Source organism: Comamonas sp. 17RB (assembly GCF_030056555.1).
Taxonomy (GTDB): Bacteria; Pseudomonadota; Gammaproteobacteria; order Burkholderiales; family Burkholderiaceae_C; genus Comamonas; species Comamonas terrigena.
This window is the reverse complement of record NZ_JASHHY010000007.1, coordinates 250040-270329: the sequence shown is the minus strand read 5'-3', so window position 1 is coordinate 270329 and position 20290 is coordinate 250040. Positions and strand designations below refer to the sequence as shown.

General features: G+C 65.5%; 21 protein-coding genes and 1 tRNA gene. 13 read left to right on the top strand and 9 right to left on the bottom strand.

Annotated elements, in window-relative coordinates:
- Positions 1–35 precede the first annotated feature (35 nt).
- The 7 genes from QM470_RS14355 (at position 36) to pth (ending at position 5831) form a co-directional block, all read left to right on the top strand.
- Complete coding sequence (locus tag QM470_RS14355; RefSeq protein WP_283339730.1) at positions 36–1772, top strand: tetratricopeptide repeat protein; 1737 nt, start codon at positions 36–38, stop codon at positions 1770–1772.
- Positions 1769–2287, top strand: a complete 519-nt coding sequence (locus tag QM470_RS14350; protein ID WP_283339729.1) for a lipoprotein insertase outer membrane protein LolB — start codon at positions 1769–1771, stop codon at positions 2285–2287. Before QM470_RS14355 ends, QM470_RS14350 begins: the two co-directional genes overlap by 4 nt.
- 43 nt (positions 2288–2330) lie before the next feature.
- The gene (gene ispE, locus QM470_RS14345) at positions 2331–3191 is read left to right on the top strand and encodes a 4-(cytidine 5'-diphospho)-2-C-methyl-D-erythritol kinase (RefSeq protein WP_283339728.1); all 861 of its coding nucleotides are present in this window, start codon (positions 2331–2333) and stop codon (positions 3189–3191) included.
- Between the two features lie 38 nt (positions 3192–3229).
- A tRNA-Gln gene (locus tag QM470_RS14340) sits at positions 3230–3306 on the top strand.
- A 41-nt stretch (positions 3307–3347) separates the two neighbouring features.
- Positions 3348–4307 carry a ribose-phosphate pyrophosphokinase gene (locus QM470_RS14335; RefSeq protein WP_066540638.1) on the top strand — a complete coding sequence of 320 codons (960 nt, stop codon included), beginning with the start codon at positions 3348–3350 and terminating at the stop codon, positions 4305–4307.
- 148 nt (positions 4308–4455) lie between these two features.
- A complete protein-coding gene (locus QM470_RS14330) occupies positions 4456–5082 on the top strand; it encodes a 50S ribosomal protein L25/general stress protein Ctc (protein ID WP_280011692.1) in 627 nt (208 codons plus the stop codon).
- Between the two features lie 122 nt (positions 5083–5204).
- On the top strand, positions 5205–5831 hold the full coding sequence (gene pth, locus QM470_RS14325) for an aminoacyl-tRNA hydrolase (RefSeq protein WP_283339727.1): 627 nt from the start codon (positions 5205–5207) through the stop codon (positions 5829–5831).
- A gap of 117 nt (positions 5832–5948) precedes the next feature.
- Here the strand turns inward: pth and QM470_RS14320 are convergent, their stop codons facing one another.
- Positions 5949–6215, bottom strand: coding sequence for a YfhL family 4Fe-4S dicluster ferredoxin (locus tag QM470_RS14320; RefSeq protein WP_066540635.1), 267 nt, complete (start codon positions 6213–6215; stop codon positions 5949–5951).
- A 178-nt stretch (positions 6216–6393) separates the two neighbouring features.
- Between QM470_RS14320 and QM470_RS14315 the strand changes: the two genes are divergently transcribed.
- The 6 genes from QM470_RS14315 to QM470_RS14290 all read left to right on the top strand — a co-directional run bounded on the left by QM470_RS14315 (position 6394) and on the right by QM470_RS14290 (position 13373).
- Positions 6394–7356, top strand: a complete 963-nt coding sequence (locus tag QM470_RS14315) for an ABC transporter permease (RefSeq protein ID WP_283339726.1) — start codon at positions 6394–6396, stop codon at positions 7354–7356.
- Positions 7349–8254: an ABC transporter permease gene (locus QM470_RS14310; protein WP_280024001.1), complete on the top strand. Its 906-nt coding sequence runs from the start codon at positions 7349–7351 to the stop codon at positions 8252–8254. The genes QM470_RS14315 and QM470_RS14310 overlap by 8 nt, the downstream gene beginning before the upstream one ends.
- A gap of 9 nt (positions 8255–8263) precedes the next feature.
- Entirely contained in the window at positions 8264–9292 is a 1029-nt protein-coding gene (locus QM470_RS14305) for an ABC transporter ATP-binding protein (protein WP_283339725.1), read from the top strand.
- Positions 9289–10182, top strand: coding sequence for an ATP-binding cassette domain-containing protein (locus tag QM470_RS14300; RefSeq protein ID WP_280011687.1), 894 nt, complete (start codon positions 9289–9291; stop codon positions 10180–10182). The genes QM470_RS14305 and QM470_RS14300 overlap by 4 nt, the downstream gene beginning before the upstream one ends.
- Before the next feature lie 105 nt (positions 10183–10287).
- A complete protein-coding gene (locus tag QM470_RS14295; protein WP_283339724.1) occupies positions 10288–11778 on the top strand; it encodes an ABC transporter substrate-binding protein in 1491 nt (496 codons plus the stop codon).
- A 107-nt stretch (positions 11779–11885) separates the two neighbouring features.
- A complete protein-coding gene (locus QM470_RS14290; RefSeq protein ID WP_283339723.1) occupies positions 11886–13373 on the top strand; it encodes an amidase in 1488 nt (495 codons plus the stop codon).
- A gap of 65 nt (positions 13374–13438) precedes the next feature.
- Here QM470_RS14290 and QM470_RS14285 read toward each other — a convergent pair whose 3' ends face one another.
- From QM470_RS14285 to aspS, 8 genes are all read right to left on the bottom strand, one after another.
- Positions 13439–14086: a LysE family translocator gene (locus tag QM470_RS14285; protein ID WP_066540876.1), complete on the bottom strand. Its 648-nt coding sequence runs from the start codon at positions 14084–14086 to the stop codon at positions 13439–13441.
- A 134-nt stretch (positions 14087–14220) separates the two neighbouring features.
- Entirely contained in the window at positions 14221–14496 is a 276-nt protein-coding gene (locus QM470_RS14280) for a hypothetical protein (RefSeq protein ID WP_280011684.1), read from the bottom strand.
- Positions 14497–14567: 71 nt separating this feature from the next.
- A complete protein-coding gene (locus QM470_RS14275; protein ID WP_280011683.1) occupies positions 14568–15449 on the bottom strand; it encodes an EamA family transporter in 882 nt (293 codons plus the stop codon).
- Between the two features lie 125 nt (positions 15450–15574).
- Positions 15575–15997 (bottom strand): BLUF domain-containing protein, encoded by a 423-nt coding sequence (locus QM470_RS14270; RefSeq protein WP_066540617.1) that lies wholly within the window; start codon positions 15995–15997, stop codon positions 15575–15577.
- A 3-nt stretch (positions 15998–16000) separates the two neighbouring features.
- Positions 16001–16729: a GTP cyclohydrolase I gene (gene folE / locus QM470_RS14265; RefSeq protein ID WP_066540614.1), complete on the bottom strand. Its 729-nt coding sequence runs from the start codon at positions 16727–16729 to the stop codon at positions 16001–16003.
- 164 nt (positions 16730–16893) lie between these two features.
- A complete protein-coding gene (locus tag QM470_RS14260) occupies positions 16894–17694 on the bottom strand; it encodes an endonuclease/exonuclease/phosphatase family protein (RefSeq protein WP_218332927.1) in 801 nt (266 codons plus the stop codon).
- Entirely contained in the window at positions 17691–18173 is a 483-nt protein-coding gene (gene nudB, locus QM470_RS14255) for a dihydroneopterin triphosphate diphosphatase (RefSeq protein ID WP_283339721.1), read from the bottom strand. Before nudB ends, QM470_RS14260 begins: the two co-directional genes overlap by 4 nt.
- 296 nt (positions 18174–18469) lie before the next feature.
- A complete protein-coding gene (gene aspS, locus QM470_RS14250) occupies positions 18470–20278 on the bottom strand; it encodes an aspartate--tRNA ligase (protein WP_066540609.1) in 1809 nt (602 codons plus the stop codon).
- Between the last annotated feature and the right edge of the window lie 12 nt (positions 20279–20290).

Genomic DNA, 20290 nt, shown 5'->3' with positions numbered 1-20290 from the left:
ATGAGTTGATGCAGCTTCACTTCCGCCCTCTGCACTTGCCCCTCGCCCTTGCCTTGCTTCTGGGGTCGCACGCCGTGCTTGCCCAGGGCCGGCCAGCGACGCCCAAGGCAGCTTCTTCCGCAGCCCAGCCCGAAACCAGTGCCGAAGAGCTGTCGGCCGAGCTGTTCTACGAAATTCTGGTGGGCGAAATGGCCGCAGGCCAGGGCGACATGGTCAATGCCATGGCCCTGATGCTGGAAGCGGCACGCCAGTCGGGCAGCGAACAGCTGTACCGCCGCGCCACCGAGCTGGGCCTGCAGTCCCGCTCCGGTGACCGTGCACTGTCGGCCGCGCAGGAATGGAAGCACGCCTTCCCCCAGTCCCGCGACGCCAACCGCTATGTGCTGCAACTGCTGCTGGCACTGAACCGCGTCTCCGAAAGCCTGCAGCCGCTGCAGCAGGAAATCGCGTTCACCCCGGCAGCCTCCAAACCAGCCTCCTTTCTGGCCATTGCCCAGCTGTACAGCCGGGTTTCGGACAAGTCCCTGGCCGCAGCCGTGGTGGAGCAGGCACTGGCCAAGGAACTGCGCAAGCCCGACACCGGACCGGCCGCCTGGGCCACGGTCGGCCACCTGCGCATCGTCGCCGGGCAAAAGGAACTGGCGCTGGACGCCGCGCGCAAGTCGCACGCCATGGCCCCGGACAACGGTGCCGCCGCCCTGCTGGCCCTGGAGCTGATGGAAGCCGACATGCCCGAAGCCGAGCCGCTGGTGCAGGGCTATCTGAAGCATTCGCCTTCCGCCACTATCCGCATGGCCTACGCCCGGGTGCTGATGGGCTATGAACGCAATGCCCAGGCACGGGAGCAGCTGGAGATCATCACCAACGAAAATCCCGAGTTTGCCGATGCCTGGCTGGCCCTGGCCGGCCTGCAATTCCAGAACGGCGAGCCGGAAGCGGCCCAGCGTTCGCTGGACCAGTTCATCCCGCTGGCCGAGAAAGTGCCCGACGACAGCACCCGCCAGGCCGTGCTGACCCAGGCCTATCTGATGCACGCCAGCATCGCGCTGCAGCAGCGCAACGACAAGGCCGCCAGCCAGTGGCTGGACAAGATCGAGGACGGCCATGCCATCCTGAATGTGCAAAGCCTGCGCGCCACCATCCTGGCGCGCCAGGGCCAGCTGCCCCAGGCACGTGCGCTGATCCGCGCCGTGCCCACGCGCTCGCCCGCCCAGGAAAAGCTCAAGCGCCGTGCCGAAATCCAGCTGCTGCGCGATGCCGGAGCGCCGCAAGAGGCCTACCTGCTGCAGCGCACCCTGCTGGACCAGTCGCCAGAAGACAACGACATCGCCTATGACACGGCCATCCTGGCCGACAAGGCCGGCAAGTACGACACCGCCGAAGCGCTGCTGCGCGGTGTCATCGAACGCCAGCCCACCCACCACCATGCCTACAACGCGCTGGGGTACTCCCTCGCGGAGCGCGGCATCCGACTGGATGAAGCCAAGGCCCTGATTCAGAAGGCGCTGGACCTGGCGCCGAATGACCCCTTCATCCTGGACAGCCTGGGGTGGGTGGAATTCCAGCAAGGCCGCAAGACCGAAGCGCTGGCGATCCTGGAAAAAGCCTATGGCTTGCGCAACGATGTGGACATTGCCGCCCACCTGGGCGAAGTGCTGTGGCAGCTGGGTGACAAGACCCGTGCCCGGACCATCTGGCAGCAGGCGCTGGCGCGCGATCCGCAGAACGACACGCTGCGGGCCACCCTCAAACGCCTGGGAGTGCGCCCGTGACGCTAGCGGTTTCCCGCAGGCTGCTGTTGGTGGCGGGCCTCGGCGCCACCGCCTGGCTGGCGGGCTGCAGCACGCCGCCGCGCAGCACGGTGGATGCCGGCAGCCAGTTCTGGAGTGGCCGCATGGCCTTGCAGCTACAGGACGACTCGGTGCTGAACAGCAACGGCCCCCAGTCCTTCAGCGCCTCGTTCGAGCTGCGCGGCTCGCCCCAGGCAGGCAGCCTGCAGCTGTTCACCCCGCTGGGCTCCAGCGTGGCGCTGATCAGCTGGCAACCCGGCAGCGCCTTGCTGCAGCAGGGCCCGACACAGCGCAGCTCCGCTTCGCTGGATGAACTGGTGCGCGACACCCTGGGCACCCACATTCCCGTGCCCGCCCTGTTTGCCTGGCTACAAGGCCAGAACCAGGCAGCCGACGGCTGGAGCGTGGACCTGGAGCGCTATGCCGATGGCCGCATTGCTGCCACACGCCACAGCCCCACACCGGCTGCCAGCCTGCGTCTGATCCTGGACCGCTGAGGCCGCACAGCCTCGCCCCTCTCTTTCCCACCTTCGGATTTCCATGCACTCGCTCTACGACGTGCCCGCACCGGCCAAGCTCAACCTGTTTCTGCACATCACCGGGCGCAGGGCCGATGGCTACCACCTGCTGCAATCGGTCTTCATGCTCATCGACTGGCAGGACCGGCTGCATTTTGAGAAGACCGGCGATGGCGCCATCACCCGCCAGGATCTGAACGCCGATGCCCCGGCGCTGCCGGCGGACGACCTGATCGTGCGGGCCGCACGGGCCCTGCAAGCGGCCACGGGCTGCACCCAGGGCGCCCGCATTGCGCTGGACAAGCACATCCCGTCCCAGGCCGGCATGGGTGGCGGCTCGTCCGACGCCGCCAGCACCCTGATCGCACTCAACCGCCTGTGGAATCTGGGGCTGAACCGCGCCACCCTGGCGCACATCGGCCTGCAACTGGGCGCCGATGTCCCATTCTTCATTGGCGGAGACAATGCCTGGGTGCAAGGCATCGGCGAACACATCACCCCGCTGGCGCCCGCCCATCCCCTGCCTGCCGCCCGCTTTGTCGTGGTCAAGCCGGCCGCCGGTTTGGATACCAAGGGGATTTTCACCTCGCCTCTGCTGCAGCGCGATACAAACAATGCTACAATCGAAGACTTTGCTGCAAATCACTTTGACTTTGGTCACAACGACTTGCAGCCTGTCGCAGAGGCCTTGTGCCCCGATGTGAAAAAAGTCAGAAATTGGCTCGAATCGCTCGGTTTACAGGCTAGAATGACGGGCTCAGGAAGTGCAGTGTTTGCGCAAATAAAGCAAGCAGATTTTTCAATTGCAGAGCAATGCAACTGGACAATCCGAATTTGCGAGAATCTGCCGCGCCATCCACTGAAAGAGTGGGTAGCAGATTAAAGAACTACCGGTTTGTTGCAACAGCAGCAGACCAGTGTAGGGGAGTCGCCAAGTTGGTTAAGGCACCGGATTTTGATTCCGGCATGCGAAGGTTCGAATCCTTCTTCCCCTGCCAGATTTCTTTGCGTACAGGTAACCCCAATAACTGGGACGCACATGCACTCCAATCACTCTCAATTCAAGGTCTTCACCGGCAACGCCAACATTGCCATGGCAACGGAGATCGCTCAGCATCTCGGCACGACTCTGGGCGCTGCCGACGTTGGTCGTTTCTCCGACGGTGAAGTCACTGTCGAAATCAAGGAAAACGTTCGCACCCGTGACGTTTTCGTCGTGCAGCCGACCTGCGCACCCACCAACGACAACCTGATGGAGTTGCTGGTGATGGTGGACGCACTCAAGCGTGCTTCCGCTGAAAGCATCTGCGCTGTCATACCCTACTTCGGTTATGCCCGCCAGGACCGCCGCGTGCGCTCCACCCGTGTGGCCATCACCGCCAAGGTGGTTGCCAACATGCTGCAGGCTGCCGGCGTGTCGCGCGTGCTGACCATGGACCTGCACGCTGACCAGATCCAGGGTTTCTTCGACATCCCCGTAGACAACATCTACGCCTCACCGGTGCTGCTGGGCGATCTGCGCCAGAAGAACTACGACGATCTGATCGTGGTCTCGCCCGACGTGGGCGGTGTGGTGCGTGCCCGTGCGCTGGCCAAGCAACTGGGTTGCGACCTGGCCATCATCGACAAGCGCCGTCCCAAGGCCAATGTGTCCGAAGTGATGCACGTCATCGGTGACATCGAAGGCCGCAACTGCGTGATCATGGACGACATGATCGACACCGCCGGTACGCTGGTGAAGGCGGCCGAAGTGCTCAAGCAGCGCGGCGCCAAGAAGGTGTATGCCTATTGCACGCACCCCATTTTCTCGGGCCCGGCCATCCAGCGCATCTCCGAAGGCGAAGCACTGGACGAAGTGGTGGTGACCAACACCATCCCGTTGAACGCCAACGCCCAGGCCTGTACCAAGATCCGTCAGCTCTCCGTCGCCCCCCTGTTCGCTGAAACCATTCAGCGCATCTCCTCGGGTGACTCGGTGAGCAGCCTGTTCCAGGACTAAGCCCCTTTCAAGTCCGAAACCCCACAGCCTCCCTCGCGGAGGCTGCGGTGTGTTCCGGGGCACCGCAAAGACAGGGACAGCAGGTGCTGCCCCATCTTTTTATTAACAGGGCGAGACTGGTCGCGGTCCGCCCCCTCTGGAGTTCATTATGAAATTCGCCGCAACTTCGCGCGCTTTGCAAGGTACGGGTGCGAGCCGCCGCCTGCGTAATTCGGGCAACACCCCCGGCATCATCTACGGTGGCGCTGCTGAAGCCCAACTGATCGAGCTGAACCACAACAACCTGTTCCACGCTCTGAAGAAGGAAGTGTTCCATTCTTCGATCCTGGACCTGGACGTGGACGGCAAGGAAACCAAGGTCGTTCTGCGCGACGTGCAATTCCACCCCTACAAGCCCCTGGTGCTGCACGTGGACTTCCAACGCGTGGACGAAACCACCAAGGTCCACCTGAAGGTGCCCGTGCACCTGACCGGCCTGGAAGAGTCTCCTGCCGTCAAGGGCGAAAGCTGCACCGTGACCCAGCTGATCCATGAACTGGACGTGGTGTGCATGCCTTCCGCTCTGCCCGAGTTCATCAACGTGGACCTGAGCGCCCTGACTTCCAAGTCGGTGGTGGGTCTGCAATCCATCAAGCTGCCTAACGGCGTGAAGGCTGTGGTGCGCGGTTCCAACAAGAACCCTGCCCTGATCTCCATCAAGCTGCCTGAAGTGGCTCCCGATGCCAGCGCTGCTGTCGCTGCTCCTGCCGCTCCTGCCAAGAAGGGCAAGAAGTAATTCTTGTGCCTGGCACTGCATGGCCCGCCAGGGCCATGCCCTCACATGGCCCACCCTGCGTGGGCCATTTGTTTTTGGGGGCCGCCTGACATGGCGGCAGCCCCACCGGGATAATCACCGCCATGATCAAACTGTTTGTGGGCCTGGGCAATCCAGGCCCGGAATACGAAGACACCCGCCACAACGCCGGCTTCTGGTGGATCGACGGGCTGGCACGCGAGCTGAAAGTGCAGCTCAACCCCGAGCGCAGCTACTGGGGCCTGATGGCCCGTGCCAATGTCCAAGGGCAGACCGTATGGCTGCTGCAACCCCAGACCTTCATGAACCTGTCGGGCAAGTCGGTGGGCGCGCTGGCACGCTTTTTCAAGATCCAGCCCGAGGAAATCCTGGTCGTGCACGATGAGCTGGACTTCACGCCCGGCATCGTCAAGCTCAAAAAAGGCGGCAGCCACGGCGGCCACAACGGCCTGCGCGACATCCATGCCCAGCTGGGCAGCGACCAGTACTGGCGCCTGCGCGTGGGCATCGGCCACCCGGGCCACAAGGGGGAAGTCTCCAGCTGGGTGCTGAAGAAGCCGCCGCAGGACCAGTGGAACCTGATCCACGACAGCATTGACCACAGCCTGAAATCCTGGCCCCAGCTGGTGGCCGGCGACATGGACAAGGCCACGCTGCAGATCCACACCACCAAGGCGCCGCGCCCCAAGCCGGAACGCAAGGCCCCGCCCGCGGCCACCACCGAGTCCTGAGCAAAGCAGCCCACGCACGCGGTGCTGGCGTGGTTATGGGCCGTTCGTTCGTTCGCGGGTTTGCGGGGTATCAACCCCTTGCCGGCAGCTCCCGCCCCGCCAGGGGTCCGGCCGTGGTCAATGCGCGGCCGAGCCGGCCTCCGCTTGCAGCCGCAGGTATTTCTGCATCAGCGTCTCCCGGCTTTCCACATGCTCCGGGTTCACCGGAATGCACGACACCGGGCAGACCTGCATGCACTGGGGCTCGTCAAAGTGCCCCACGCACTCGGTGCACTTGTGCGGATGGATCTCATAGATGTGCTCGCCCATGTAGATGGCATCGTTGGGGCACTCGGGTTCGCACACATCGCAGTTGATGCACTCGTCCGTGATCATCAGCGCCATAGCTTCACTCCCGGGAACAACACACAAATAGGGCACATGGCACCTATTATCGGTGTCCGCCAAGCACCTGACCGGTGTGCGGGCAAGCCCCTGCAGCCGAGTTGCCACCGGGAACGAAGATTTCCCGTTAAGCTTGGCCCCTCACGCACACCCGGCGCGCGCCACACGCTATTGCTTTATGAGCATTTTCCTTGCCAAACGACTGCTGACCCTGGTCGCCACCCTGCTGGGTGCGTCCGTGGTGGTGTTCGGTGTGCTGGAAATCCTGCCCGGCAACGTGGCCCAGGTGCTGCTGGGCCCGGACGCCGACCCTGAAGCCGTGCAGGCCATGGCCGAGCAGCTGGGCCTGAACCACCCCGCCTGGCAGCGCTACACCGACTGGATCACCGGCCTGTTCCAGGGCCAGATGGGCGACAGCTACACCTACGGCACGCCCGTGCTGGAACTGGTGCTGGAGCGCCTGTCCGTCACCATCCCGCTGGCGGTGATGGCCATGCTGCTGACCACCGTGCTGGCCCTGCTGGCCGGCGTCTATGCCGCATCGCACCACAACAAGCTGGGCGATGTGGGCACCATGGGCCTGGCGCAGATCGGCATCGCCATTCCGAACTTCTGGTTCGCCATCCTGCTGATCCTGCTGTTTTCGGTGAAGCTCCAGTGGTTTTCCGCCGGCGGCTTTCCCGGCTGGACCGAAGAGGCCGGCGGCGGCTGGTGGCCCGCCCTGCAGGCACTGATCCTGCCCGCCGTGGCCCTGGCCGTGGTGCAGGCCGCCATCCTGGCGCGCATCACCCGCTCGGCCGTGCTGGAAGTGCTGCGTGAAGATTTTGTGCGCACCGCCCGCGCCAAGGGCCTGAGCCAGCGTGCCGTGCTCTGGGGCCATGTGCTGCGCAATGCCATGATTCCCGTCATCACCGTGATGGGCCTGCAATTTGCCAACCTGCTGGCCGGCACCATCGTGGTGGAAAACGTGTTCTATCTGCCCGGCCTGGGCCGGCTGATCTTCCAGTCCATTGCCAACCGCGACCTGATCGTGGTGCGCAACTGCGTGATGCTACTGGCCGCCATGGTGATCGTGGTGAATTTTGTGGTGGACCTGCTGTACGCCGTGATCGACCCCCGTGTGGAGGCGAGCGATGTCTGAGCCCACGGCAGCGCCCCCGGTGGCCCCCCACCCCGCCCCGGCCACCGCATCGGCCGCCACAGCCTCTCCCGGCTTCTGGCAGCGCGCACGCCGCCACCCCAGCTTTGTGGCAGGAGCGACGCTGACCGCCCTGCTGATCGCCTGCGCCCTGCTGTCCTTTGTCTGGACACCCTGGGATCCGTATGCCATGGACCTGGACACCAAGCTGCAGGCGCCCGACGCCCGGCACTGGCTGGGCACGGATGCCTACGGCCGCGACGTGGCTTCGCTGCTGCTGGTGGGTGCGCGCAATTCCATCTGGGTAGGCGTGATCGCCGTGGGCATCGGCCTGACCATCGGCACGCTGCTGGGCCTGCTGGCCTCGGCCCGCCGCGGCTGGACGGAAGAAGCCATCATGCGGCTGTCGGACTTCACCTTTGCCTTTCCCGCCATCCTGTCGGCCATCATGCTGACAGCCGTGTTCGGCGCGGGCATTGTCAACTCCATCATCGCCATCGGCATCTTCAACATTCCCACTTTCGCGCGCATCACCCGCGCTTCGGCCAATGCCGTGTGGGCCCGTGAATATGTGCTGGCTGCCCGTGCCTGTGGCAAGAACCGCTGGCAGATCACCCGCCAGCATGTGCTGCCCAACATCCTGTCGGTGCTGGTGGTGCAGGCCACCATCCAGTTCGCCATTGCCATTCTGGCCGAAGCCGCCCTGTCCTACCTGGGACTGGGCACGCAGCCGCCCATGCCGTCCTGGGGCCGCATGCTCAGCGAAGCGCAGACCCTGATGTTCCAGGCCCCGCTGCTGGCCGTGTTTCCCGGTGTGGCGATTGCGCTGTCGGTGTTGGGCCTGAATCTGCTGGGCGACGGTCTGCGCGACCTGCTGGACCCGCGCCTGCGCCGCCGCTGAAGGAGCACCATGCCGCTGCTGGAAGTCGATCACCTCTGCGTCACCCTGCACACCCACCGCGGGCAGGTGAGCGCCGTGCGCGATCTCTCGTTCACGCTGGAGCGGGGCGGCACGCTGGGCCTGATCGGCGAATCGGGCTGCGGCAAGTCGCTCACCGCACTGGCACTGATGGGCCTGCTGCCCGACAACGCCAGCACCGGCGGCAGCGTGCGCCTGCACGGCCAGTCCCTGCTGGACCTGAACGAGGCCGGCTGGAGCCAGTTGCGCGGCAACCGCATGGCCATGATTTTCCAGGAGCCCATGACGGCCCTGAACCCGGTGCACCCGATCGGCCGCCAGGTGGCCGAGCCGCTGCGCCGCCACCAGGGCCTGGGTGCACGCAGCGCCCAGTCCGAGGCCCTGTCTTTGCTGGAACGCGTGGGCATCCCGCACGCCGCACAGCGCCTGGGCGACTACCCCCACCAGTTCTCCGGCGGCCAGCGCCAGCGCATCATGATTGCCATGGCCCTGGCCTGCCAGCCCGATGTGCTGATTGCCGACGAACCCACCACCGCGCTGGACGTGACCGTGCAGCAGCAGATCCTGGATCTGATTGCCGATCTGGTGGACGAGCGCGGCATGGGCCTGATCCTGATCTCCCACGACCTGGGCGTGATCTCCCAGAACGTGGACCAGATGCTGGTCATGTACGGTGGCTCCGTGGTGGAAAGCGGGCCCACCGACACCCTGTTCAGGCACATGGCCCACCCCTATACCCGGGGCCTGCTGGCCGCACGCCCGCAGCTGGGCGCAGCCCGCCTGCCCGACGGCCGCATGCCCCCCTTGCAGACCATTGCCGGCACCGTGCCGGAACTGGCCGATCTGCCGGCCGGCTGCGCCTTCAGCGGCCGCTGCAGCTATACCCAGCCGCAGTGCCGCAGCCAGCGCCCCGTGCCCGTGCCCCAGGACGGCAGCGACCGGCACTGGGCGCGCTGCCTGCGGCCCGAGGCCATGGCAGCCCTGCCCCCTGCCGGCACGGTCGCAGGGAGTTCCGCATGAATACCGCCACCAAGGCCACCACGGACACGGCTACGACCACCACGGCCATAGCCCCGCTGCTGCAGGTGGAGCATCTGCAGCGCACCTACCAGCTGCCGCGCCGCCAGCTGTGGCGCGCGCCCGAAACCGTGGCCGCGCTGCAGGACATCAGCCTGCAGATCCACGCCGGCCGCAGTCTGGGCGTGGTGGGCGAATCGGGATCGGGCAAGTCCACGCTGGCGCGCCTGGTCATGGCACTGGACCGGCCCAGCGCCGGAAGCATCCGCTTGCGGGGGCAGGACCTGCACGCGCTGACCGCGTCCGAACTGCGGGCCCTGCGGCGCCACTTCCAGATCGTGTTCCAGGACCCCTATGGATCGCTGGACCCGCGCCAGACCATTGCCCGCATCGTCGCCGAGCCCCTGGAAGCACTGGATCCCAGCACCGCTGCACAGCGCCGCCTGCGTGTGGCCGAGGTCCTGGCCCAGGTGGGACTGCGCGACAGCGATCTGGACAAATACCCGCACGAGTTTTCCGGCGGCCAGCGCCAGCGCATTGCCATAGCCCGGGCGCTGATCACCCGGCCGCAGCTGATCGTGGCCGATGAGCCGGTCAGCGCGCTGGACGTGTCCGTGCAGGCCCAGGTGCTGAACCTGATGCAGGACCTGCAGCAGCACCATGGCGTGACCTTTCTGCTGATCAGCCACGACCTGGCCGTGGTGCAGCAGCTATGCCAGGACGTGGTGGTCCTGCACCAGGGCCGCATCGTGGAACGCGGCACGCCCGAGCAGCTGTTCACCGCCCCACAGCACCCGTATACGCGCCAGCTGGTGCAGGCCTCGCCCACCATTGCCCCCGGCCGCGCGCGTGCGCGCCGCCAAGCCCGCGCCGCCGACTCCAGTGCCGCATAGGGCGACACGGCAGCACCCTCGGGTGGTGTACAAAGCGGAGTGCGCTGCGCACGCTGTGCAGCCTGATTCAACCACCACAACAAGATTCGACCGGAGACCCTCCCCATGATCAACCGCCGCCACCTTCTGACTACGGGCGCACTCGCTTCCGTGCCCCTGCTGCACCCGCTGACCGGGCTAGCACAGGGCAAGAAGGACAGCGTCACCCTGGCGCTGACGCTGGAGCCGCCCATGCTGGATCCCACGGCCAGCGCCGCCTCGTCGGTGGCGGAGATCGTGCACTACAACATCTTCGAGACGCTCACCAAGATCAACAGCGACGGCAGCGTGTCCCCCATGCTGGCCGAAAGCTGGGAAGTCTCGCCCGACCTCAAGACCTACACCTTCCGCCTGCGCAAGGGCGTGAAATTCCAGAACGGCGAGCCCTTCAACGCCCAGGCGGTGAAGTTCTCGTTCGAGCGCGCGGCTTCGGACAAGAGCACCAACAAGGACAAGCGCACCTTCGCCAGCATGAAGGTCAGCGTGATCGATGAGCACCAGCTGGTCATCCTCACGCAGGAGATCGATCCCGACTTCCTGTTCGTGCTGGGCCAGGCCACGGCCATCATCGTCGAGCCCAAAAGCGCCGCCACCAACACCACGAAGCCGGTGGGCACCGGCCCCTACAAGCTGGGCATGTGGAACAAGGGCGCCTCGGTCACGCTGGTGGCCTGGCCGCAGTACCGCGATGCCGCCAAGATCCGCATCCACCGCGCCACGTTCCGCTTCATCCCCGATGCCGCTGCCCAGGTGGCCGCACTGATGGCCGGGGACGTGGATGCCTTCCCCCGCGCCACGCCCCGCAGCGTGCCGCAGTTCAAGAACAATGCCCGCTTCCAGGTGCTGGTCAGCGGCTCGCGGGCCAAGACCATTGTGGCCATCAACAACGCGCGCAAGCCGCTGGACGACGCCCGTGTGCGCCGCGCGATTGCCGCTGCCATCGACCGCAAGACCGTGATCGAAGGCGCTGCCGAAGGCTATGGCGTGCCCATCGGCAGCCACTATGTGCCCGGCGCCTTTGGCTATGTGGACACCACCGGCATCAATCCGCATGACGTGGACAAGGCCAAGAAGCTGCTGGCGGAAGCCGGTGTCAAGCTGCCGCTGGAGCTGACCATGACCTTGCCACCCGCGCCCTATGCGCGCCAGGGCGGCGAGATCATTGCCGCCGAACTGGCCAAGGTGGGCATCAAGCTCAAGCTGCAGAACGTGGAATGGGCGCAGTGGCTATCGGGCACCTACACCAACAAGAGCTACGACCTGACCTTGATCTCCCATGTCGAGCCATTCGATCTGGGCAACTTCGCCAAGCCGGACTACTACTGGGGCTACAAGTCCGAGCAGTTCAACCAGCTCTACGACAAGATCAAGAACACCCCGCGCCCGGCCGACCGTGCCCGCCTGCTGGGCGAGGCGCAGCGCCTGCTGGCCGAGGACAGCGTGCACGCCTTCCTCTACCAGCCGCAGTGGGTCACCGTGGCCAGCAAGGGGCTGCGCGGGCTGTGGAAGGACATGCCGATCTTTGTGAACGATCTGGCCGCACTGTCCTGGGCCTGATCTCCTGAAGGGCGGCACCGGCTCCCGCCCCCCGCCAGCACCCTGTGCCGGCCGCGTTTTCCTGGTATCTGATTTCTGAACGCCCTGCGGGGCCGCAAAGGAGGGATATGAGCGAATTGCACACCCTGGGTGCCACCCAGCTGCTGCGGGCCTATATGGCACGCCAGCTGTCCCCGGTCGAAGTCATGCAGGCAGTACTGGACCAGGCCGCACGCTGGGAACCCCAGCTGCACGCCACCTACCTGCTGCGCCCCGAAGCCGCGCTGGAACAGGCCCGCGCCAGCGAAGCCCGCTGGCAGCAGCGCGCGCCGCAGGGCTGGCTGGACGGCGTACCGGCCACCATCAAGGACAACATTGCCACTGCCGGCGACCCCACGCCGCTGGGCACGGCCGCCACCGCCCTGGTGCCTGCCGCGGCCGATGCCCCACCCGCGGCCCGCCTGCGCGAAGCCGGTGCGCTGCTGTGGAGCAAAACCACCATGCCGGACTTTGGCATGCTGTCTTCCGGGCTGTCGAGCTTCCACGCCACGGCGCGCAATCCCTGGGACCTGTCCAAAGGCCCCGGCGGCAGCAGCGCCGGTGCCGGCGCCGCAGCGGCCGCCGGCTACGGCCCGCTGCATGTGGGCACCGACATCGGCGGCTCCATCCGCCTGCCGGCCAGCTGGTGCGGCATCGTGGGCTTCAAGCCCAGCCTGGGCCGCATTCCCATCGACCCGCCCTACACCGGCCGCTGTGCCGGCCCCATGACACGCAGCGTGGAAGACGCCGCGCTGATGATGATGGTGCTGGCCCAGCCCGATGCACGCGACTGCATGGCGCTGCCGCCACAGTTCATCGCCTGGGAACAGCTGGATACCGGGCTGGAACGCCTGCGCGGCCTGCGTTTTGGCCTGCTGCTGGATGCGGGCTGCGGCCTGCCGGTGTCGCCCGAGGTGCGCCAGGCCATCGAGCAGGCGGCCACGCTGCTGGAAAAGGCCGGTGCCATCGTCGAGCCCATGGCTCCGTTTCTGACCCGCGACATGCTGGACGGCATGGACCATTTCTGGCGCATGCGCTCCCATATGGATCTGCAGGCCCTGCCTGCGGCACAGCAAGACAAGGTGCTGCCCTTCATCCGCCAGTGGGCCGACAGCGCCGACGGGCTGACCGCCGCAGCGCTGTTTGCCGCCCAGCACCAGTTCTTCCGCACGCGCCAGGCCACGGTGCAGGCCTGTGCGGCGTTCGACTATGTGCTGTCGCCGGTGGCGCCCATCACTGCATTCGATGCGCAGCTGGCCTCGCCCACCAACGACCCGCTGCGCCCGCTGGAGCACATCGCGTTCACCGTGCCCTTCAATATGTCGGAGCAGCCGTCCATTTCCGTGCCTTGCGCGCAGTCGACCCAGGGCCTGCCCATCGGGCTGCAAATTACCGGCCCGCGCTTTGACGACCTGGGCGTGCTGCAGATTGCCCGCGCGTTCGAGCAGCTGCGCGCCCCGCTGCCGCCCTATCCTTCGGCACCGGCCGCACTGCAGCGCGATATGGATATGGCCCAGGCTGCGCCGCAGACCACTGCGATCGCAGCAGATCCCATACCTGTGCCAACAGCGGTGTAAGCCCTGCACTCAGTGGCCGTGGCCTGCTTCCCCTGTGCACGGACGGCGGCCTATCGGGGACACGCTCAGCGCTGCACCGTGGCCAGGCGCACGGCCATGCCCAGAAAGACCACACCTGCCAGGCGGTTCAGCCACCACTGGGCACGGGCCGAGCGCTGCAGCACCGTGCCGAACACACCGCTGAAGCAGGCGATGGCCCCAAACACCAGAAAGGTGGCGACCATGAACACCGCGCCAAACGCGGCAATCTGCGGCGCCACAGGGCCATGGGCCGGGTTGGCAAACTGGGGCAGAAATGCCAGGAAGAAGATCAGCACCTTGGGGTTGGTCAGGTTCATCACCAGGCCCCGGCCCACCATGCGCAGGGCCTCGCGCACTGGCAGGCGCTGGTCGCGGGCCTGCAGCACAGGACCGTCGCTGACGCTGGAGGGCGCCCGCAGTGCACCCCAGGCCAGATAGGCCAGGTAAGCGGCACCGCACCATTTGAGCGCCGTGAACGCCGCGGCCGATGCGGCAAACACCGCCGCCAAGCCCAGGGCCACGGCCGTGGTGTGCACCAGAATCCCCCCGCACAGCCCCAGCACCACGGCCAGGCCGGCTCGCCAGCCCTTCTGGGCCGACTGCAGCAGCACGAACACATTGTCCGGGCCGGGGCTCAGGGCCAGCAGCACGGCAACGCCAAAAAACGCGGTCAGGGATTCCAGGGAAGGCATGGGCAACTCGGTGGGCAACGCGGAATTCCGGCCTCCTGCGGCCGGTCCATCCCGCATGGTACGCCGGGCACCCCGTTGGCGGCTTGCGTGTGGGTGACGCTGCGCTGGGGCGCTGGGGCGCTGGGGCCCTGGCGTCAGCGCCCTGGTCCACCCAGCAAGGCACGCGGCTGCTGCGTCTGGCAGCCCGCCTGGGTGAACGGGCCTTCGGCCCGCTCCCAGCCACTGGCCGGCATGTGCTGCGCACAGACGCGCTTTCCGTCCAGCTTGCTGACCCACCAGTACCAGGGCGCCGGTGCGGCCTGGGCGGCGGCCGCCCACAGCAGCGCACCCAGCACGGGCAGCGCCAGCCATGCCTGCCAGCGGCGGTGGCGCACCGGGCTGCGCGCAACAGAGGGGGTTGGATATGGCATGGTCATACTCCCGAGAACATGGCGACGGGTGGCTCCCTCTTCATCGGAAGCCTTCCAGGCTGCAGAGTTCCTCACCCCAGTCCCAGGGCCGTCACGCCCAGGGCGATCAGCACCGCCCCGAAGATGCGCACGGCCCGGTCGCCTTCGCCCAGCAGATGGCCGCCGATCAGCGCCGCAAACAGCATGGACACTTCGCGCGCCGGCGCCACGTGGGACATGGGTGCCGTCTGCATGGCATACAGCACCAGCACATAGGCCACGGGGCTGACCAGGGCCACCAAGGCGGCCCAGCGCCATTGCTGTGCCCACAGGCGACGCGCTTCCGGCAGATCGCGCAGCACCACTGGCGCCAGCAGAAAGACACGCACAAAGTTGCCCATGTAGTCGATCAGGATGGGCGACATCAGCAGCAGGCGCACGCCATAGCCGTCCACCACGGTGTAGCTGGCAATGAACACGCCGGTCAGCACACCATACAGCAGGCCACGGCGCAGGCGCAACCGGGCTTCGGGATCGCTGCGCGGGCGCAGCAGCGCCGGACCGCCGGCGATGAAGAACACCCCCAGCACCACACCGGCAATACCGGCCGCGCCCAGCGTCGAGATGTGCTCGCCCAGAAAGGCAATGGCCACCATGGAGCTCAAGAGCGGCCCGCTGCCGCGTGCCAGCGGGTAGACCACGGTCAGGTCCGCGTGCCGGTAGCCGCGCAGCAGCGTCACGTAGTAGGCCACGTGCAGCAGACCGCTGATGACCACCACCGCCCATTCGGCCTGGCCCCAGCCGGGCACCACATCACGGCCCACCCACCAGCCCAGTGGCGCCCAGATGACCATCATGATGATGGAGGTGAAAAAGGCAAAGCGGGAGTCGCCTCCCGCCTTCTTGGCCGCCACGTTCCACCCCGCGTGGATCAGACCGGCCACAATGATCAGCGCAAATGCCTGCAAACTCATAACAACGACTGGACCCGAGAAAAGCGAAGGAAAAAGCGAAAAGCAAAAGCAGAAAAGCAAAGGGGCCGACAGGCCCCTGGTTCCAGCCGCAAGGGCTGGAGCGATGTGAAGTCAGCGATACGGCTTCATGCCCGACCGATGATGGATGCGGTGGCCATCAGCTCCTCCAGCAGCGCAAACGACACCTGGCCGGAGACAGCATAGGGGTCGAGCTCGGCCTTCTCGGAGTACTTGAGCAAGATGGAATGGTTGAGCTTGTTCAGGTTGACCACGCCCATGGTCCAGCCGCCAAAGCGGCGTTCGTCGATTTCCTGGAACTGCAGCAGTTCCACGTCCTTGTGGCGTGCGTCGTGCATCAGCGTGCCGAACAGGTGGCTGACGGCGCTGCGCCCGCCCTCGATGGCCTGCAGAAACACCCCGCCGCCGTAGCACAGCACGCCGGTCAGGCCGTTGCAGGGGTTGTGCTCGCGCGACTGGGAAAGAATGGCTTCGATGGCCGCGGGCGAGGTATCGACCGCGCGGCTGGCATAGAGCAGACGCACCAACATGGATCAGTTCCTCCCTGGAATCAGCGACAGGAATTCGCGGCGCAGGTTGGCGTCCTTCAGGAAGGCGCCGCGCATCACCGAGTTCAGCATCTTGCTGTCCATCTCGCGCACACCGCGCCAGGACATGCAGAAATGCGAAGCCTCCATCACGATGGCCAGGCCATCGGGCTGGGTTTTTTCCATGATCAGGTCGGCCAGCTGCACCACGGCCTCTTCCTGGATCTGCGGGCGGCCCATCACCCAGTCCACCAGACGGGCATATTTGGACAGGCCGATCACATTCGTGTGTTCATTGGGCAGCACCCCGATCCAGATCTTGCCGATCACCGGGCACAGGTGGTGGCTGCAGGCGCTGCGCACGGTGATGGGGCCGACGATCATCAGCTCGTTCAGGTGCTCGGCGTTGGGGAATTCGGTGATGGCCGGCGCCTGCACATAGCGGCCCTTGAAGACCTCGTTCAGGTACATCTTGGCCACGCGGCGCGCGGTGGTGCGGGTGTTGTGGTCGTTGGCGGTGTCGATCACCATGCTGTCGAGCACGCCCTGCATCTTCGTTTCCACCTCGTCCAGCAGCTTTTCCAGCTCGCCGGGCTCGATGAATTCGGCAATGTTGTCATTGGCGTTGAAGCGCTTGCGGGCTGCCGTGATCCGTTCACGGATCTTCACGGAGACGGGAGTGCCCTCGTCCGGGTTCGCAGGATTCATGGGGTTGGCAGCCAGATCACTAAACATGCCGGGCATGTTACCAGCGATTCCCGGGCACAGTCACAACAAGGAAATGGGCAGATCACGCAGTCTGCACGCGCACGGAAAGCTACGTTTTAGATAGCATTCCAATACCGATGCGACAGCCGTCGCCCATGGCGATGCGCAGCGTGCCCACCCGCACGGCCGCGTCACAGCCGGAATTCGGCGATCAGCGGCAGGTGGTCGGACATGCGCCACCAGATGCGGCCCTGGGGCACCATCAGGCCGGTGGGCGTAAGGCCGCGCACATACACATGGTCCAGCTGGGCCAGCGGCAGGCGCGAGGGGTAGGTCAGTGCCCTCAGGTCTTCGCCCTCGAATTCGTACAGGCCGAAGCTGGCCAGCATGCGCTTGATGTGGTTGCCCCAGTCGTTGAAGTCGCCTGCCACCACCAGCGGCGCGCCAGGCGGTACTTCGTGCTCGATGAACTGCTGCAGCGCATGGATCTGGCGCACGCGGCTGCCGGGGATCAGTCCCAGGTGCACCACGATGGCGTGCACCGAGCGGCCCCGCACTTCCACCTCCACATGCAGCAGGCCGCGCTGCTCGAAGCGGTGGTCCGAAATGTCCAGGTGGTTGTGGCCCTTAACCGGCCAGCGCGTCAGCAGCGCATTGCCGTGCTCGCCGTCCTTGGTGTAGGCATTGGTGCGGTAGACGGATTCATAGCCTTCGGGGGCCAGAAACTCGGCCTGGCCCACTTCCGGCCAGCGGTCGAAGTAGGCTGCCTCCTTGCGGTTCATCCTGCGCACTTCCTGCAGGCAGACGATGTCGGCATCCAGCTGCTCCACCGCATGGCCCAGGTTGTGGATCTCCAGGCGCCGCGTCGGCCCCAGGCCCTGCACGCCCTTGTGGATGTTGTAGGTGGCCACGCGCAGCAAACCGGTCTCGGGCGGCAGCACGATGCCGGACGCGGTGATCTTCTCTGGGGAAGGTGTGGACTCAACAGTCATGCGGTGAGGTAGGCAGGCAAATGGAGAATGGCCTCGGCATTCGAGGGCGAATAGCAGCGGTCGGCCGCTTCGCGCCAGTCATGCCATGCAAATGCGGTGTGCTCGCGCGGATTCAAGACCACGCGGGTGCCCATCGGCACGCGCAGGCCGAACACCCGCTCCGTGTTCAACCATACACCCGGGGCGTAGCGGTGCAGCCAGTGCGGGTAAATGGTGTAGGTGTTCTGCAAGGCCCAGTCCTGCAGCGCGCAACCGGGGGCCCGGGCATCGATGCCGGTTTCCTCGGCCACCTCGCGCACCGCGGTGGCCTGCCAGTCTTCCCCCTCGAAGTCCTTGCTGCCGGTCACCCCCTGCCAGAAGGGCTGCCCTTCGGGCGCCGCCTGGGTGCGGCGCAGCAGCAGCACCTGGCCATCTGCACGGTAGATGATGACCAGCACCGATTCCGGAATTTTGAATGCGCTGTCCGGGACCGCTGCCACAGGGACAGCGGCGGAGGCCGGTGCGCAGGAAACCATGGATGCCATCACCTCATGGTAGCGCCGCAGCCGGGCCGGAAAAGGTCAAAACCTGTGTCCTGCGCGGAATAGCCGCTGGAGCTGCCCCGCAACCATGCTGCAGCACAGCATTTTTCAGCCATAACGGATGCCCGCCCTACTCTCACGCCTTGGAGCGACAGCCATGAAAAACGCCACCCAGCCGGGAGGCTGGGTGGCGTTGGCAGGGATCGCTCACCAGCGGCTGGCGCCGCAGCACCACCGCTGGATCAGGCCATGGCTTACTCGGCCGTGGTGGTGGTCACCGCCACGTTGCGCAGCTTGATGTGCAGCTCGCGCAGCTGCTTCTCGTCCACAGGCGAAGGCGCCTGGGTCAGCAGATCCTGTGCACGCTGGGTCTTGGGGAAGGCGATCACGTCACGGATGGAGTCCGAGCCGGTCATCAGCGTGATCAGGCGGTCCAGACCGAAGGCCAGGCCACCGTGGGGAGGTGCGCCGTATTGCAGCGCATCCAGCAGGTAGCCGAACTTGGCACGCTGGTCTTCCGGCGTGATGTTCAGGGCCGCAAACACCTTGGCCTGCACGTCGGCGCGGTGGATACGCACCGAGCCACCGCCCAGTTCCCAGCCGTTCAGCACCATGTCGTAGGCCTTGGCGATGCACTTGCCGGGATCGGTGTCCATCAGGTCTTCATGACCGTCCTTGGGCGAAGTGAATGGGTGGTGCACGGCGGCCCAGCGGTCGTTCTCTTCGTCGTATTCGAACATGGGGAAGTCCACCACCCACAGCGGTGCCCACTTGTCTTCGAACAGGCCGTTCTTCTTGCCGAATTCGCTGTGACCCACCTTCAGGCGCAGCGCACCGATGGAGTCGTTGACGATCTTTTCCTTGTCTGCACCGAAGAACAACAGGTCACCATCCTGTGCGCCGGTGCGCTTCAGGATTTCGGCGATCGCTGCATCGTGCAGGTTCTTGACGATGGGCGACTGCAGGCCGTCACGGCCCTTGGCCACTTCGTTGACCTTGATCCAGGCCAGGCCCTTGGCGCCATAAATCTTGACGAACTCGGTGTAGCCGTCGATTTCGCCACGCGAGATCGCAGCACCGCCGGGCACGCGCAGGGCCACCACACGGCCACCCTTGGTGGTCGCAGGGGTGGAGAAGACCTTGAAGTCCACATCGCCCATGCAGTCGGTCAGCTCGGTGAATTCGAGCTTGACGCGCAGGTCGGGCTTGTCCGAACCGAAGCGGAAGGCCGCATCCTGGTAGGTCATGATGGGGAATTCGCCCAGATCCACGTTCAGCTGGGTCTGGAAGACTTCCTTGATCATGGTCTGGAAGATGGCACGGATTTCTTCTTCGTTCAGGAACGAAGTTTCGCAGTCGATCTGCGTGAATTCAGGCTGGCGGTCAGCGCGCAGATCTTCGTCGCGGAAGCACTTGGTGATCTGGTAGTAGCGGTCATAGCCGGCCACCATCAGCATCTGCTTGTACAGCTGGGGCGACTGGGGCAGCGCGAAGAATTCGCCGTCGTGCACGCGCGAAGGCACCAGATAGTCGCGGGCGCCTTCGGGGGTGGACTTGCCCAGCATCGGGGTTTCAATGTCGATGAAGCCTTGCTTGTCCAGGAAGTTGCGCACCTGGATGGCGGTCTTGTAGCGCAGCATCATGTTGCGCTGCATCACCGGGCGGCGCAGGTCCAGCACGCGGTTGGTCAGGCGCACGGTTTCGGACAGGTTGTCGTCGTCCAGCTGGAAGGGAGGCGTCACCGAAGCGTTCAGCACGTTCAGTTCGTGGCACAGCACTTCGATCTGGCCGCTCTTGAGCTTGTCGTTGGTGGTGCCTGCAGGACGTGCACGCACCAGGCCCTTGACCTGCACGCAGAATTCGTTGCGCACGCCTTCGGCGGTCTTGAACATCTCGGCACGGTCCGGGTCGCACACCACCTGCACATAACCTTCGCGGTCGCGCAGGTCGATGAAGATCACACCACCGTGGTCACGGCGGCGATTCACCCAGCCGCACAGGGTCACGGTTTGGCCCATCAGGGCCTCGGTCACAAGACCGCAATATTCAGAGCGCATGGCCATCGGTTTATCTTC

What these genes read in the sequence shown, in the direction of transcription:
- ispE (WP_283339728.1), top strand. Translation starts at nt 2,331, where the DNA reads ATGCACTCGCTCTACGACGTGCCCGCACCGGCCAAGCTCAACCTGTTT.
- QM470_RS14335 (WP_066540638.1), top strand. Translation starts at nt 3,348, where the DNA reads ATGCACTCCAATCACTCTCAATTCAAGGTCTTCACCGGCAACGCCAAC.
- QM470_RS14330 (WP_280011692.1), top strand. Translation starts at nt 4,456, where the DNA reads ATGAAATTCGCCGCAACTTCGCGCGCTTTGCAAGGTACGGGTGCGAGC.
- pth (WP_283339727.1), top strand. Translation starts at nt 5,205, where the DNA reads ATGATCAAACTGTTTGTGGGCCTGGGCAATCCAGGCCCGGAATACGAA.
- QM470_RS14320 (WP_066540635.1), bottom strand. Translation starts at nt 6,215, where the DNA reads ATGGCGCTGATGATCACGGACGAGTGCATCAACTGCGATGTGTGCGAA.
- QM470_RS14315 (WP_283339726.1), top strand. Translation starts at nt 6,394, where the DNA reads ATGAGCATTTTCCTTGCCAAACGACTGCTGACCCTGGTCGCCACCCTG.
- QM470_RS14310 (WP_280024001.1), top strand. Translation starts at nt 7,349, where the DNA reads ATGTCTGAGCCCACGGCAGCGCCCCCGGTGGCCCCCCACCCCGCCCCG.
- QM470_RS14305 (WP_283339725.1), top strand. Translation starts at nt 8,264, where the DNA reads ATGCCGCTGCTGGAAGTCGATCACCTCTGCGTCACCCTGCACACCCAC.
- QM470_RS14300 (WP_280011687.1), top strand. Translation starts at nt 9,289, where the DNA reads ATGAATACCGCCACCAAGGCCACCACGGACACGGCTACGACCACCACG.
- QM470_RS14295 (WP_283339724.1), top strand. Translation starts at nt 10,288, where the DNA reads ATGATCAACCGCCGCCACCTTCTGACTACGGGCGCACTCGCTTCCGTG.
- QM470_RS14290 (WP_283339723.1), top strand. Translation starts at nt 11,886, where the DNA reads ATGAGCGAATTGCACACCCTGGGTGCCACCCAGCTGCTGCGGGCCTAT.
- QM470_RS14285 (WP_066540876.1), bottom strand. Translation starts at nt 14,086, where the DNA reads ATGCCTTCCCTGGAATCCCTGACCGCGTTTTTTGGCGTTGCCGTGCTG.
- QM470_RS14280 (WP_280011684.1), bottom strand. Translation starts at nt 14,496, where the DNA reads ATGCCATATCCAACCCCCTCTGTTGCGCGCAGCCCGGTGCGCCACCGC.
- QM470_RS14275 (WP_280011683.1), bottom strand. Translation starts at nt 15,449, where the DNA reads ATGAGTTTGCAGGCATTTGCGCTGATCATTGTGGCCGGTCTGATCCAC.
- QM470_RS14270 (WP_066540617.1), bottom strand. Translation starts at nt 15,997, where the DNA reads ATGTTGGTGCGTCTGCTCTATGCCAGCCGCGCGGTCGATACCTCGCCC.
- folE (WP_066540614.1), bottom strand. Translation starts at nt 16,729, where the DNA reads ATGTTTAGTGATCTGGCTGCCAACCCCATGAATCCTGCGAACCCGGAC.
- QM470_RS14260 (WP_218332927.1), bottom strand. Translation starts at nt 17,694, where the DNA reads ATGACTGTTGAGTCCACACCTTCCCCAGAGAAGATCACCGCGTCCGGC.
- aspS (WP_066540609.1), bottom strand. Translation starts at nt 20,278, where the DNA reads ATGGCCATGCGCTCTGAATATTGCGGTCTTGTGACCGAGGCCCTGATG.